Annotated in this window: 13 protein-coding genes; 6 read left to right on the top strand and 7 right to left on the bottom strand. The window is 64.4% G+C overall.

Going from position 1 to position 12,743, the window contains the following annotated elements; translation table 11 throughout:
• Positions 1–20: 20 nt before the first annotated feature.
• Entirely contained in the window at positions 21–422 is a 402-nt protein-coding gene (locus AC0ZT5_RS29150; protein ID WP_488499245.1) for a RidA family protein, read from the bottom strand.
• 185 nt (positions 423–607) lie between these two features.
• On the opposite strand from AC0ZT5_RS29150, the gene AC0ZT5_RS29155 reads away from it, so the two are divergent.
• The gene (locus AC0ZT5_RS29155; protein ID WP_488499246.1) at positions 608–1,096 is read left to right on the top strand and encodes a hypothetical protein; all 489 of its coding nucleotides are present in this window, start codon (positions 608–610) and stop codon (positions 1,094–1,096) included.
• A gap of 28 nt (positions 1,097–1,124) precedes the next feature.
• On the opposite strand, the gene AC0ZT5_RS29160 is transcribed toward AC0ZT5_RS29155, so the two are convergent.
• Positions 1,125–1,760 (bottom strand): methyltransferase family protein, encoded by a 636-nt coding sequence (locus AC0ZT5_RS29160; RefSeq protein ID WP_488499247.1) that lies wholly within the window; start codon positions 1,758–1,760, stop codon positions 1,125–1,127.
• A gap of 257 nt (positions 1,761–2,017) precedes the next feature.
• Between AC0ZT5_RS29160 and AC0ZT5_RS29165 the strand changes: the two genes are divergently transcribed.
• From AC0ZT5_RS29165 to AC0ZT5_RS29180, 4 genes are all read left to right on the top strand, one after another.
• Entirely contained in the window at positions 2,018–2,275 is a 258-nt protein-coding gene (locus AC0ZT5_RS29165; protein WP_488499248.1) for a hypothetical protein, read from the top strand.
• Between the two features lie 33 nt (positions 2,276–2,308).
• Positions 2,309–3,100, top strand: coding sequence for a COG4705 family protein (locus AC0ZT5_RS29170; protein WP_488499249.1), 792 nt, complete (start codon positions 2,309–2,311; stop codon positions 3,098–3,100).
• 160 nt (positions 3,101–3,260) lie between these two features.
• Complete coding sequence (locus AC0ZT5_RS29175) at positions 3,261–3,938, top strand: winged helix-turn-helix domain-containing protein (protein WP_488499250.1); 678 nt, start codon at positions 3,261–3,263, stop codon at positions 3,936–3,938.
• Complete coding sequence (locus AC0ZT5_RS29180; protein ID WP_488499251.1) at positions 3,935–5,305, top strand: sensor histidine kinase; 1,371 nt, start codon at positions 3,935–3,937, stop codon at positions 5,303–5,305. Before AC0ZT5_RS29175 ends, AC0ZT5_RS29180 begins: the two co-directional genes overlap by 4 nt.
• A gap of 48 nt (positions 5,306–5,353) precedes the next feature.
• Here the strand turns inward: AC0ZT5_RS29180 and AC0ZT5_RS29185 are convergent, their stop codons facing one another.
• Positions 5,354–5,782 carry an Lrp/AsnC family transcriptional regulator gene (locus AC0ZT5_RS29185; RefSeq protein WP_095084380.1) on the bottom strand — a complete coding sequence of 143 codons (429 nt, stop codon included), beginning with the start codon at positions 5,780–5,782 and terminating at the stop codon, positions 5,354–5,356.
• A gap of 181 nt (positions 5,783–5,963) precedes the next feature.
• On the opposite strand from AC0ZT5_RS29185, the gene AC0ZT5_RS29190 reads away from it, so the two are divergent.
• Complete coding sequence (locus AC0ZT5_RS29190; RefSeq protein ID WP_488499252.1) at positions 5,964–7,067, top strand: saccharopine dehydrogenase family protein; 1,104 nt, start codon at positions 5,964–5,966, stop codon at positions 7,065–7,067.
• 294 nt (positions 7,068–7,361) lie between these two features.
• On the opposite strand, the gene lpdA is transcribed toward AC0ZT5_RS29190, so the two are convergent.
• The 4 genes from lpdA to AC0ZT5_RS29210 all read right to left on the bottom strand — a co-directional run bounded on the left by lpdA (position 7,362) and on the right by AC0ZT5_RS29210 (position 12,610).
• Entirely contained in the window at positions 7,362–8,753 is a 1,392-nt protein-coding gene (gene lpdA, locus AC0ZT5_RS29195) for a dihydrolipoyl dehydrogenase (protein ID WP_488499253.1), read from the bottom strand.
• A 284-nt stretch (positions 8,754–9,037) separates the two neighbouring features.
• Positions 9,038–10,360, bottom strand: a complete 1,323-nt coding sequence (locus AC0ZT5_RS29200; protein WP_488499254.1) for a dihydrolipoamide acetyltransferase family protein — start codon at positions 10,358–10,360, stop codon at positions 9,038–9,040.
• A 1-nt stretch (position 10,361) separates the two neighbouring features.
• Positions 10,362–11,375: an alpha-ketoacid dehydrogenase subunit beta gene (locus tag AC0ZT5_RS29205; RefSeq protein WP_488499255.1), complete on the bottom strand. Its 1,014-nt coding sequence runs from the start codon at positions 11,373–11,375 to the stop codon at positions 10,362–10,364.
• Positions 11,376–11,377: 2 nt separating this feature from the next.
• On the bottom strand, positions 11,378–12,610 hold the full coding sequence (locus AC0ZT5_RS29210) for a 3-methyl-2-oxobutanoate dehydrogenase (2-methylpropanoyl-transferring) subunit alpha (RefSeq protein WP_477224795.1): 1,233 nt from the start codon (positions 12,608–12,610) through the stop codon (positions 11,378–11,380).
• Positions 12,611–12,743: the final 133 nt, after the last annotated feature.

Raw genomic sequence — 12,743 nt, forward strand, 5'->3', positions numbered from 1 at the left:
TGTTTTGCCGCCTCAGAGGCTCAGACCGGCCGGTAGGCGACCGCCTCGACTTCGATCTTGATGTCGATCATCAGCCGCGACTCGACCGTGGTGCGGGCCGGCGGGTTCTTCGGGAAATGCCTGGCATAGACCGCGTTGAAGGCACCGAAATCGCGCGCGTCCTCAAGCCAGACCGTGGTCTTGACGACATCGTCCAGGGTGCAGCCGGCCAGCGCCAGCGCGGCTTTCACATTGGCGAGCACCTGTTCGGTCTGTTCCGTTATGCCGCCCTTGACCACGATGCCGTCGCTGCTGACGGGAACCTGGCCCGAGACATAGACGAAATCGCCGGCGCGCACGGCCGGCGATAGCGGCACATGCGACGTTCCAAAACACTGCTTCGGCAAGGGATCACCTCGTCTGATGGCGTGACGGGATGCCATGGCGGCCCCCCGCTTCGATCGACATTTATCGCGATCGGGGCGATCCTCATAGGGGCCTTGTTGGAAAGCAACATTTTCACGGAATCCATGTTGCTTTATTACAGAGGCGCTTGCATCGTGCGCGCCGTCACGTCGCTTTGAAGCCGCGACGATAGACGCATTTGTGACCCGGAGAGAGTGAGAAAATGCCCTACGACAAGAATCCGTTTCCGGCCGGCGATGCCGATCGCCACGCGCTATGGGAAATGCTGGTGCGGCGCGACATCGACGCCTTCATCGGCCAGGACTGGTCGAGGGTCGAGGGCGATTTCGCGGCCTCGAGCTTCTTCGGCATGCATGCGCATTTCCTCAGCAATGCCGACGCCTGGCGGCTGCAGTTCCCGAGGCTGGAGGTCTATCGCGACGAGTGGCTGCGCCAGGCCAAGGAGACCGCGGCGACGAAATTCGCCGAGCCGCTGCGCGAGGCGCTGTTTCGCGTCACCAACATGCGCGACATCGATGTCGACGGCGACCGCGCCGTGCTGCACAAGAAATTCGACGGTTCCGTCGCCAAGGCCGACGGCAGCGTCGACAGGCTGAAATGGCAGACGCTGTATTTCTGCACTAAGGTCGGCGGCAGCTGGAAGATTTCGGGCTTCGTCGGCTACATGCCGCATCCGCTTGGCAGCTCGTAGCGCTGGTTGAGCGGCGCTGCGCCGCTGATCAGTAGAGCGTGACGAAGGCCGGGAACAGCAGGCCGGTCGCCCGGAAATGCTCGACCAGTTCGATGGCCGGGAAGATGGCGAGGAAATAGAGCCCGTCATAGAACGTGCGCTTCAGCGCCTGCGTCGAGAACTGCATCTGGTCATGGTCGTGATACAGAAGCGGATTTGGCCAGAACCGGGGCGTGTTCTTGACATAGGCAAGGTAGGCCGGACCGAACTTGCCGAGCAGAAATCCGGCTTCCTTGCGCGCCGTGACGCGGAAGATGAAGAAGCTGGCAAGGCCAAGCGCGACGGCCGCCAGCAACGAGCCATAGAGCAATCCGACGCCGACTGCGCCGACCGTCGAGAAGAAGTAGAGCGGGTTCTGGGTTATCGAAAACGGTCCGGTCGAGACGAGTTCCTCGTTCTTCTTGCCGCCGACATAGAGGATGCTCCACAGCCGTCCGACGACGCAGACCAGCACCAGGCAGAAGCCGAAGAGTTCGAGCGTCTCGTGCCCGTTCGAGCCCTCGCTGAGCGCCGGTTTGGTGAGAAACAGAAGCAGCACCGCCAGCACAGCCGCCGCCCGCACGAAGATCAGCCGCTTGCGTTGGTTGAAGGCTCGTGAAACCGGTTTTAGGGTAGCGTAGGTCATCGTGTTTCCTGGAGCGCTGGCAAGCCCGGAGACACCGGGTCACCCCATTGATGGCGGATGCAAGGCGCCCGGGCCTTCTATCAGCGCACCGCGAGGCGTTCGTAAAGGCCTTTCGCGCGGCCCCAGCCCATTCTTACGAATTTGTAAACCGCCGGACAGGCGAGCGTGAACTCGCTTCCCTACTGTGCTGGTGTCGGATCGACCACCACCGGGCCGGATTCAATTGCCGCAACCGGCATCAAACAGGGAAACATCTCATGAGACGATTTGCGCTCGCTATCGCACTTTGCGGCCTTGCCGTGTCCAGTCCGGCTTCGTCCTTGTTCGCTGCCATCGCGCCTTGCGAGGATACGCTGAAGACCCTTCGTGCGGCGGAAGCGGCGGCCACGCTCAGCGCCGCGGACAAGGCGAAGGTCTCGGAACTGGAGGCCAAGGGCATCGAACGCTGCAACGCCGACGACGACCAGCGCGCCGACGAGTTCTTCGCCCAGGCCATGAAGGTCATGGGCAAATAGTGCCGCGAACCACCAGCCGCAGGGACGTCCACCATGCTTTCTCCCACTACGCCCGCCGCGCCGAGCCACAACAGGGTCCCGGAGGTCACTGTCGATTTCTGGCTGATCAAGCTGATGGCGGTGACCATGGGTGAAACGGCGGCCGATTATCTCGCCGTCAACCTCGGCCTCGGGCTGACCGTCACATCGCTGATCATGACCGGCATCCTGATCGTCGCCATTATCGTGCAGTTCGCGCAGAAGCGTTACGTGCCCTGGGCCTACTGGCTGGCGGTGGTGCTGATTAGCGTCGTCGGCACGCTGATCACCGACAACCTCGTCGACAATTTCGGCGTACGCCTGCAGACGACGACCATCGCCTTCTCGGTGGCGCTCGCCGCGACATTCGCCGTCTGGTACGCCAGCGAAAGAACGCTGTCGATCCACACCATCGTCACCACAAGGCGCGAGATCTTCTACTGGTTGGCGATCCTGTTCACCTTCTCGCTCGGCACCGCCGCCGGCGACCTCGTCGCGGAGAGCTTCGACATGGGCTACCTGACATCTGGCCTGCTGTTCGGTGGCGTCATCGCGCTCATCGCGCTTGCCTGGTACCTGCTCCATCTCGACGGCATCCTGGCCTTCTGGCTCGCCTACATCCTGACGCGGCCGCTTGGCGCCTCCTTCGGCGATCTCTTGTCGCAGCCGGTCGAATATGGCGGCTTGGGTTTCGGCACCATTTTCACCAGCCTGATCTTCCTTGGCTGCATCATTGGTCTCGTTCTCTACATGACACTCAAGAAAACCGCCGACGAGGCCGACGAAATCCTGCTGGAATCGGACTAGGAACGCCCATCGCTTCGTCATCCACGGGCGGAGCGAAGCAGAATTCCGCACCGCTGCATCGATTTGGCGGCGCGGTATGGAAGCAGCCTCGCGACATCCTAGGAACGGGCCCATGCCGGTGCTAGCCTCTCACCGAAATCGGCCACGAACCGGAACAGCCATGCGACTTCTGCTTGTCGAGGACGACCACAGGACGGCCGATTACATCGTCCGGGGATTGACCGAGGCCGGCCATGTCTGCGACCTGCTGCGCAACGGCCATGACGCGCTCTACGCGGCGACCAGCGGCAGCTATGACGTGATCATAGCCGATCGCATGATCCCCGATCTCGACGGCCTGTCGATGATCAAGGCGGTGCGCGCCGCTGGGGTACGGACACCGGCGATCTTTCTCACATCGGTCGGCGGCGTCGACGACCGCGTCGAGGGGCTCGAGGCCGGCGGCGACGACTATCTCGTCAAGCCCTTCGCCTTTTCCGAGCTTCTCGCCCGCATCAACGCGCTTGGCCGCCGGCCGGCCGCGCAGGAGCAGAAGACCGTTTTGCGGGTTGCCGACCTCGAAATGGACCTGATCATGCGCCGCGTCACGCGACAGGGCCAGCCGATCGACCTGCAGCCGCGGGAGTTCAGCCTGCTGGAGGTCCTGATGCGCGGCGAAGGACGCGTGATCACCCGCACCATGCTTCTGGAGCGCGTCTGGGATTTTCACTTCGACCCCAAGACCAGCGTCGTCGAAACCCATATCAGCCGGCTGCGGGCCAAGATCGACAAGCCTTTCGAAACCCAGCTTATCCACACCGTCCGCAACACCGGCTACAGTCTGCACGCAGCGCCATGACCGGAGCATGGCCCCGCCTGCTGCGCAGCACGCCGTTCCGGCTCGCCCTGACGTTCGCCTTCCTGTTCATGCTCGCCTTCGTGCTGTCGGGCGCCATCGTATACCAGATGATGAGCGCCGATCTTGCCGAGCAGCTCGACGACACCATCAAGGAAACCTACGCGGTCGTCGCGGCGACCTATGCCGAAAATGACCTGAAGGAGCTTGTCGAGACCATCGAAAGCCACTCCATGCGCAGCCCGAAGAAGGAACAGCTGTTTTCGCTGACCGACGCGGCCGGGATTCGCTTGGCCGGCAATTTCACGGCAGCTGGACTTCCCGACGGCTTCTCGATGTTCAACGCCGAAATGCCCGGCGTGCCGCCCGGCGCTGAATACCGTGCCTATTCCGGCTCGATCGGCGGCAACAATCTGACGGTCGCCTTCAGCCTGTCCGAGACGGAGGAACTGGAGACCATCATGCTGATGAGCTTCGGCTGGGCAACGCTGATCATCACCGGGCTGGCGGTCGCCGGCGGCGCCCTGCTCGCCTCGCGCGTCCAGCGCCGGCTCGACGGCATCGCCGCCACCATGGTGGACGTCTCGCATGGACGGTTGGACACCCGCATCCCGCTGACCGGCAAGGACGACGACATCGACATCGTCTCCCGCCAGGTCAACGCGGCGCTCGACCGCCTGTCGGCGTTGGTCGAGGGCATGAAACAGGTCAGCGCCGACATCGCCCATGATCTGAAGACGCCGCTCAACCGGCTGCAGATGATCCTGGAGGGCGCCGCCGACAGAGCCGCGCAAGGCCGCGAGGTCTCCGACGATCTGGCCGAAGCGCGCGCCGAGGGCCACCAGATCAACGAGACCTTCGATGCGCTGCTGCGCATCGCCCAGATCGAGGCCGGCGCCCGCAGGGCGCGCTTTACCGACGTCGCTCTCGGCGAAATCCTGCAAACCATCTCCGAGATTTACACCGACGTGGCCGAGGACGACGGCAAGGTGCTGTCGTCGACCAAACTGAACGAAACCGCGGACCGGATCCACGGCGATCGCGAGCTGCTGACTCAGATGTTCGCCAATCTGGTGGAGAATGCGCTGCGCCACTGCCCGCCCGGCACGACCATCAAGCTGTCGGTGACGCGCCAGGGCGAGCGCGTTGTCGCCAGCGTCGCCGACAATGGACCCGGCATTCCTCCGGACGAACGCGAGAAAGTGTTCCAGCGGCTCTACCGACTGGACCACAGCCGGTCGACACCGGGCAGCGGCCTTGGCCTCAGCCTTGTCAGGGCCATCGCCGATCTACACGGCGCGTCGATCGCCCTTGACGATTGCCGGCCGGGCCTCGCCGTCGTGATAAGCTTTCCGCTGGCAGTTGGTTAGCCGGCGATCAAGCCTGGGTCCTGAAAGGCCCGGCTCCATCGAGTCAGCTCAGCGGTCAATGCGCGTCGACAGGATGATCGACGACAAGGTTCGCTCGACACCGTCCATGGCGCCGATCTGGTCGAGCAGCATATCGAGGTCCCGGATCGACGGTGCGTCGACGATGACGATCATGTCGAAATTGCCGCTGACCGAATGCAGCGTCCTGACCGGCGCCAGCGCCTGCAGGCCGCGCACCACCTTGTCGGCGAGCTTGGGCGTTACGGTGAGCAGCACATGCGCCCGCACCAGCCCCTGCTCGTAGTCCGGCGCCAGCCGGACGCCGTAGCCGGTGATGATGCCGCGCTGCTCCAGCCGTTCGATCCGGCTCTGCACTGTCGTGCGCGAGACGCCGAGCTTGCGCGCAAGTTCGGCGGTCGAGGCACGCGCATTGTCGCGCAGCAGGGAGAGCAGGGCCTGTTCGGCTTCACTGAGCATTTCGACGATTCCATTCGGCATAATGCACAATCAGAGTTTCGTTTCGAACAATTCCACGCTTCCTTTCGACGGGCAAGCTGCGATTCTGATGCATGTCTCCCAAAAGTGCGCAGCGGTTTTGGGACAAACGACATGCACAAAATTATGTGCTCAGGTTCAGCTTTTGGGTGAGGGACGTTTCATGAAGAAAATTGTTGTTGTCGGCGCCGGCAAGATCGGCTCGACCATTGCCGAAATGCTCGCCGCCACCGGTGACTACCACGTCACTCTCGTCGACCGCTCGGCGGCACAGCTCGCCGCTGCCGAACTGCCGGCCACGGTTGCCACCCTGGAACTCGACATCGAGGCATCGGGCGCGCTCGAGGCGGCCTTGGCCGGCAAGTTCGCGGTGCTCAGCGCCGCCCCCTTCCACCTGACCACGCGCATCGCCGAGGCAGCGGCAAACGCCGGCGTGCACTATCTCGACCTCACCGAGGATGTCGTCAGCACCAGGCGGGTCAAGGAATTGGCGCGTTCGGGCAAGAGCGCCTTCATCCCGCAATGTGGGCTGGCGCCGGGCTTCATCTCGATCGTCGCCAACGATCTCGCCAGCCGCTTCGATTCGCTGGAAAGCGTGCGCATGCGCGTTGGCGCGCTGCCGCAATACCCGTCGAATGCCTTGAACTACAATCTGACCTGGAGCACCGACGGCGTCATAAACGAGTATTGCGAGCCTTGCGAGGCGATCGTCGAGGGCGAGCTGATCGAAGTGCCGCCGCTGGAGGAGCGCGAGGAGTTCTCGCTCGACGGCGTCACCTACGAGGCGTTCAACACCTCCGGCGGGCTGGGCACGCTGGCCGAGACGCTGAAAGGCAAGGTGCGCACGCTGAACTACCGCACCATCCGCTACCCCGGCCATGCCGCGATCATGAAGGCGCTGCTCAACGACCTTGGCCTGCGCCATCGCCGCGACGTGCTGAAGGACATCTTTGAAAGCTCCTTGCCGGCGACGCTGCAGGATGTGGTCATCGTCTTCGTCACCGTCTCGGGCCGCAAGAACGGCCGCCTGCTGCAGGAAACCTACGCCAATAAGATCTATTCCAAGCGCGTCGGCGACGTCGTGCGCAGCGCCATCCAGATCACCACCGCCTCCGGCATCTGCGCCGTGCTCGACATGCTGGCCGACGGCAGCCTGCCGGCAACCGGCTTCGTCAAGCAGGAAGACATCGCGCTCGACGCCTTCCTCGCCAACCGCTTCGGCCGCGCCTACGCGCAACATGAAATGGTGAGCCGGCTCGCGAGCTGAGGAGCCGCCCTTACTTTCTCTCCCTGAGGGAGTCGGCTGGAGGAGGAAGGAAGCCTGGAGGTTCGCGCCGTTCCTCTCCCCCGTCAATCGGGGGAGAGGTGTCGAGCTAAGCTCGACGGAGTGGGGGTCGACCGGCTCAGGTGTTGTTATTTCAAGCCGGAGCGATGCCTCGCGCTGATTGCAGCCTGTGGTAAGCTGTCGACGACTGTGCCTTCGAGGACCGGCTTCCCCCACTCCGTCGCTGCTTCGCAGCGCCACCTCTCCCCCCTCCGGAGGGAGAGGAAAGCCACCACTTCAAATATGCAGCGCGTGCCCCAACGCCTTAAGCGCCGCTTCCTGGAAGCCTTCGCCTTGCGTCGGATGGGCATGGATGGTGCCGGCGATGTCCTCCAGCCGCGCACCCATTTCCAGCGCCAGCCCAAAGGCTGCCGCCAGTTCCGACGCGCCCAGGCCGACTGCCTGGATGCCGAGCACCAGATGATTGTCGGCGCGGGCGACGACGCGGACGAAACCGTCTTCGCCAAGTTTCGTCATCGCCCGGCCGTTGGCGGCGAACGGAAACATACCGATCTTGATCTCGCCGCCATGAGCCTTGGCCTCATCCGGCGACAGGCCGGCCGTCACCAGCTCGGGATCGGTGAAGCAGACGGCGGGAATCGAGCGCTTGTCCCAGCTGCGCTTGTGGCCGGCAGCGATCTCGGCGACCATCTCGCCTTGCGCCATCGCCCGGTGCGCCAGCATCGGCTCGCCGGTGACGTCGCCGATGGCGAAGATGCCGCGCATCGAGGTGCGGCACTGGTCGTCGATGCGGATGAACTTTCCCGCCATGTCGAGGTCGATCTGGTCGAGCCCCCAGCCTTCGGTCACTGGCTTGCGGCCCACGGTGACCAGGATTTTATCGGCGGCGACCTTGGCGCTCTTGCCGTCCGATGTCTCGACCAGCAGCGCGCCGCCCTTGGTCCCCTTGGCCTTGGCGCCTGTCATCACCTCGATGCCGAGTGCGGCGAGCCGCTTGACCACCGGCCGCGTCAGCTCGGCATCATACTGCGCCAGCACGCGCGGCAAGGCCTCGACGACGGTCACCTCAGCGCCCATCTTGGCGAAGGCGATGCCGAGCTCGAGGCCGATATAGCCGCCACCGACGACCGCAAGCTTCTTCGGCACTTCGCTCAGGGCCAGCGCCTCGGTCGACGAAACCACCGGGCCGCCGAACGGCAGAAACGGCAGCTCGACCGGCGCCGAGCCGGTGGCGATGACAATCGTCTCGGCGCGGATCACCTGAACGCCGGTCTCGGTCTCGACCGCAACGGTTTTGCCGTCACGGAACGTCGCCCAGCCATGCACGGTCTTGACCCCAGCCTTCTTGAGCAGGCCGGCGACGCCACTGTTGAGCCGGCTGACGATGCCGTCCTTCCAGGCGACGGTCCTCGCAAGATCGAGCACGGGAGCGGTGACCGAGATGCCGAGCGGGCTGTTGCCGCCCACCATGTGCGACACCTTCTCGAACTCCTCCGCCGCATGGATCAGCGCCTTGGAGGGGATGCAGCCGACATTGAGGCAAGTGCCGCCCGGCTTGCCGGCCTCGACGATCACCGTATCGACACCGAGCTGGCCGGCACGGATGGCGCAGACATAGCCGCCGGGGCCGGCGCCGATGACGAGCAGCTTGCAGGAGATTTCTTTCATGTCAGCTGCATCCTTCCAGTGAGAACTGCCAGTCGCACTGTCCATCCGGCGTCGTGCTGCCCCTCATCCGCCTGCCGGCACCTTCTCCCCGTATAGGGACGGGGAGAAGGGGGACCGCCGCGACCTCGGCGCCTTCTTTGCAATGCTGGCGATTGGCGAAACCCCCAACGACAGCGTCTTTCTCCCCGTCTCTATACGGGGAGAAATGCCCGGTAGGGCAATGAGGGGCAGCGCGACTCCGAAAGGCAGGTTGAGCAAAACGCTGAGAAGGCATTGTCTCACCCTCAATCCACAAAAATCAGCGCCGGCGTTTCCAGCAACGTCTTGATGCGCTGGATGAAGACGGCGGCGTCCCAACCGTCGATGACGCGGTGGTCGAAGCTGGAGGACAGGTTCATCATCTTGCGCGGTATGAACTGGGTGCCGTCCCAGACCGGCCGCACCATCATTTTGTTGACGCCGATGATCGCCACTTCCGGATGGTTGATGACAGGCGTCGTCGCCACGCCGCCCATGGCGCCGAGCGAGGTGATGGTGATGGTCGAACCGGACAGCTCGTCGCGTGTCGCCGTGCCCGACTTGGCCGCCTCGGCAAGCCTGATCACCTCGGCGCCGCACTCCCAGATGTCGCGTGCCTCGGCATGCTTGACCACTGGCACGACCAGCCCCGACGGAGTCTGCGCGGCGATGCCGATATGGATGCCGCCATGCTGGTGGATGATGCCGGCCTCGTCGTCAAACAACGAATTGAGATTGGGCTGGTCTGCTATCGCCTTGACCATCGCCCGCATCAGGAACGGCAGCAGCGTCAGCTTAGGCCGCTCCGCCTTGCCCGCGCGCTTTTCCTTGTTGAGCGCGGCGCGCAAGTCCTCCAGCGCGGTGACGTCGATCTCCTCGACATAGGTGATGTGCGGGATGCGCGATTTGGACAGCGTCATCTTCTCGGCGATCTTGCGCCGCAGCCCCACCACCTTGATGTCCTCGACGGCCTCGTTGCGGGCGAGGCCCGATGTCTTCGCAACTTGGGGTCCGCGCGCCAAAAAAGCTTCGATGTCCTCGTGGCCGATGCGGCCGGCCGGCCCAGTTCCGGCAACTTGCCTGAGATCGATGCCGGCCTCCTTTGCCCGCAGTCGGACCGCCGGCGAGGCCAACGGCTTTTCGCCCTCCGGACGCGGTGCGCCGGAGACGGAAGGCTGCCGGGGGCTCTTCGAGACGGCCGCTGCAGGTTTCACGTCTGTCCCACCCGCCTTTGGCGGCGCCTTCGCGGCCGGCGCGGCAGTCTCGGGCTTCGGGGTCGGCAGCTTCGCCGGCGGTTCGGCGGCCACCACTTCAACGTCGCCGCCCTGCGGCTTCACATTGCCCTCGCCAGCCACCTTCAGCCGCACGATCGGCGAGCCGATCGCCACCGTGTCGCCGATCTCGGCGCCCAGCCACAGGATCTCGCCATCGACCGGCGACGGAATCTCGACCGTCGCCTTGTCGGTCATGACCGCGGCGAGCACGGTGTCCTCGCGCACGATATCGCCGATCTTGACGTGCCATTCTACCAGTTCGGCCTCGGCGACGCCTTCGCCGACATCGGGCAGCTTGATGATGTGTTCGCCCATCTTAAGCTCCCATGGTTTCCAGCAGCGCCCGGGCGACGCGCGCCGGACCGGGGAAGTAGTCCCACTCCTGCGCATGCGGGTAGGGCGTGTCCCAGCCGGCGACCCGCGCCACCGGCGCCTCCAGATGGTAAAAGCAGTTTTCCTGCACCAGCGCCGACAGCTCGGCGCCGAAGCCGGAGGTCAGCGTCGCCTCATGCACGATGACGCAGCGCCCGGTCTTCTTGACCGAAGCGACGATGGCGTCGAGGTCGAGCGGCAAGAGGGTCCGAAGGTCGATTATCTCGGCATCGATGCCGGTTTCTTCGACGGCGGCCTGCGCGACATAGACCATGGTGCCGTAGGCCAGCACCGTGACTGCCGAGCCCGGCCGGCGGATCGCCGCCTTGCCGAGTGGCACCGTGTAGTGGCCGTCGGCGACCTCGCCGAGCGCATGCTTGGACCAGGGCGTCACCGGTCGGTCGTGGTGGCCGTCGAACGGGCCGTTGTAGAGCCGCTTCGGCTCGAGGAAGATCACCGGATCGGGGTCCTCGATCGCCGCGATGAGCAACCCCTTGGCGTCATGCGGGTTGGACGGCACCACTGTCTTCAGCCCCGACACATGGGTGAACAGCGCTTCCGGGCTCTGGCTGTGCGTCTGGCCGCCGAAGATGCCGCCGCCGGTCGGCATGCGCACCACGATCGGGCAGGTGAAATCCCCGTTCGAGCGGTAGCGCAGCCTTGCCGCTTCCTGGGTCAGCTGGTCGTAGGCCGGATACATGTAGTCGGCAAACTGAATTTCCACGCATGGCTTCAGCCCGTAGGCGGCCATGCCGATGGCCGAGCCGACAATGCCGGATTCGTTGATCGGCGCATCGAAGCAGCGGCTCTTGCCGTACTTGGCTTGCAGACCTTGCGTGCAGCGGAAGACGCCGCCGAAGAAGCCGACATCCTCGCCGAACACGACGACTTTGTCGTCGCGTCCCATCGACACGTCCATGGCGTCGCGGATCGCCTCAATCATGGTCCGTCTTGGCATGGTCAGACCCCCGCCTGCTGGCGCTGGCGCCGCAGATGCGGCGGCATCTCGGCATAGAGCCCTTCGAACATGTCGCGTGTCGACGGCTTGCCGCCGGCGTGCAGCGTGCCGTGGCTCTCGGCTTCCTTCTGCGCCGCGATCACCGTGTCGAGGATTTCCGCCTCGGCCTGTGCATGTCGCTCGTCCGACCAGACACCGAGCTGGATGAGGTGGTTCTTCAGCCGCACGATCGGGTCGCCGAGCGGCCAGGCGTCGGATTCGGTCTTTGGCCGGTAGGCCGAAGGATCGTCCGAGCTCGAATGCGCGCCGGCGCGGTAGGTGACATATTCGACCAGCGTCGGCCCGAGATTGCTGCGCGCCCGCTCGGCCGCCCATTTGGCCACCGCATGGACGGCGAGATAATCATTGCCGTCGACGCGCAGCGACGGAATGCCGAAGCCTAGGCCGCGGGCAGCGAAGGTGCCCGAGCCGCCGCGGGCAATGCCCTGGAAGGTCGAGATCGCCCACTGGTTGTTGACGACATTGAGCACCACGGGCGCCTTGTAGGTGGAGGCGAACACCAGCGCCGAATGGAAGTCGGACTCGGCCGTCGAGCCGTCGCCGATCCAGGCAGCAGCGATCTTCGAATCGTTCGAGATCGCCGAGGCCATCGCCCAGCCGACCGCCTGGATATACTGCGTCGCCAGATTTCCGGAGATCGAGAAGAAGCCGTGCTCCTTCGACGAATACATGATCGGCAGTTGCCGGCCCTTCAGTGGGTCGGCCTCGTTGGAGTAGATCTGGTTCATCATCGTGACCATCGGATAGCCGTCGGCGATGAGCAGGCCTGCCTGCCTGTAGGTCGGAAAATTCATGTCGCCGGGGGCAAGTGCCTTGCGGAAGGCGCAGGCCACCGCCTCCTCGCCCAGATGCTGCATGTAGAACGAGGTCTTGCCCTGGCGCTGCGCCATCTGCATGCGCGCGTCGAAGGTTCGCAGTGTCATCATGTGACGCAGGCCGGCCAGAAGCTCGTCGCTGGAAAGCAGCCCGGCCCAAGGGCCGACGGCTTCGCCATTGCGGTTCAGCACGCGGATAATCGAGAAGGCGTAATCGCGGATGGTGCGCGGATCGACATCGATGTCGGGGCGCGGCACCGAGCCGGCCTTGGGGATGGGCACGTTGGAAAAGTCAGGCGTTCCGCCCGGCCGCACTTCCGGCTCCGGAACGTGAAAACGCAACATCCCAGCATCGGCCATGACCTTTGTCCTCCAATGTTGCCTGGCCCCAAATTTCCCTGGCCCAAACTTCCCCGGCCAAGGATATTTGCATATCTGCGCCGCCAGACCAGTGCGAATTCGTCTGGGCAAGCCTTCAGGCCTCGGTCCCAGC

It is taken from the genome of Mesorhizobium sp. CNPSo 4670 (assembly GCF_057784235.1).

Excerpts from the sequence above, each read along its gene's own strand:
- AC0ZT5_RS29150 (WP_488499245.1), bottom strand. The coding sequence starts at position 422 with ATGGCATCCCGTCACGCCATCAGACGAGGTGATCCCTTGCCGAAGCAG.
- AC0ZT5_RS29155 (WP_488499246.1), top strand. The coding sequence starts at position 608 with ATGCCCTACGACAAGAATCCGTTTCCGGCCGGCGATGCCGATCGCCAC.
- AC0ZT5_RS29160 (WP_488499247.1), bottom strand. The coding sequence starts at position 1,760 with ATGACCTACGCTACCCTAAAACCGGTTTCACGAGCCTTCAACCAACGC.
- AC0ZT5_RS29165 (WP_488499248.1), top strand. The coding sequence starts at position 2,018 with ATGAGACGATTTGCGCTCGCTATCGCACTTTGCGGCCTTGCCGTGTCC.
- AC0ZT5_RS29170 (WP_488499249.1), top strand. The coding sequence starts at position 2,309 with ATGCTTTCTCCCACTACGCCCGCCGCGCCGAGCCACAACAGGGTCCCG.
- AC0ZT5_RS29175 (WP_488499250.1), top strand. The coding sequence starts at position 3,261 with ATGCGACTTCTGCTTGTCGAGGACGACCACAGGACGGCCGATTACATC.
- AC0ZT5_RS29180 (WP_488499251.1), top strand. The coding sequence starts at position 3,935 with ATGACCGGAGCATGGCCCCGCCTGCTGCGCAGCACGCCGTTCCGGCTC.
- AC0ZT5_RS29185 (WP_095084380.1), bottom strand. The coding sequence starts at position 5,782 with ATGCTCAGTGAAGCCGAACAGGCCCTGCTCTCCCTGCTGCGCGACAAT.
- AC0ZT5_RS29190 (WP_488499252.1), top strand. The coding sequence starts at position 5,964 with ATGAAGAAAATTGTTGTTGTCGGCGCCGGCAAGATCGGCTCGACCATT.
- lpdA (WP_488499253.1), bottom strand. The coding sequence starts at position 8,753 with ATGAAAGAAATCTCCTGCAAGCTGCTCGTCATCGGCGCCGGCCCCGGC.
- AC0ZT5_RS29200 (WP_488499254.1), bottom strand. The coding sequence starts at position 10,360 with ATGGGCGAACACATCATCAAGCTGCCCGATGTCGGCGAAGGCGTCGCC.
- AC0ZT5_RS29205 (WP_488499255.1), bottom strand. The coding sequence starts at position 11,375 with ATGCCAAGACGGACCATGATTGAGGCGATCCGCGACGCCATGGACGTG.
- AC0ZT5_RS29210 (WP_477224795.1), bottom strand. The coding sequence starts at position 12,610 with ATGGCCGATGCTGGGATGTTGCGTTTTCACGTTCCGGAGCCGGAAGTG.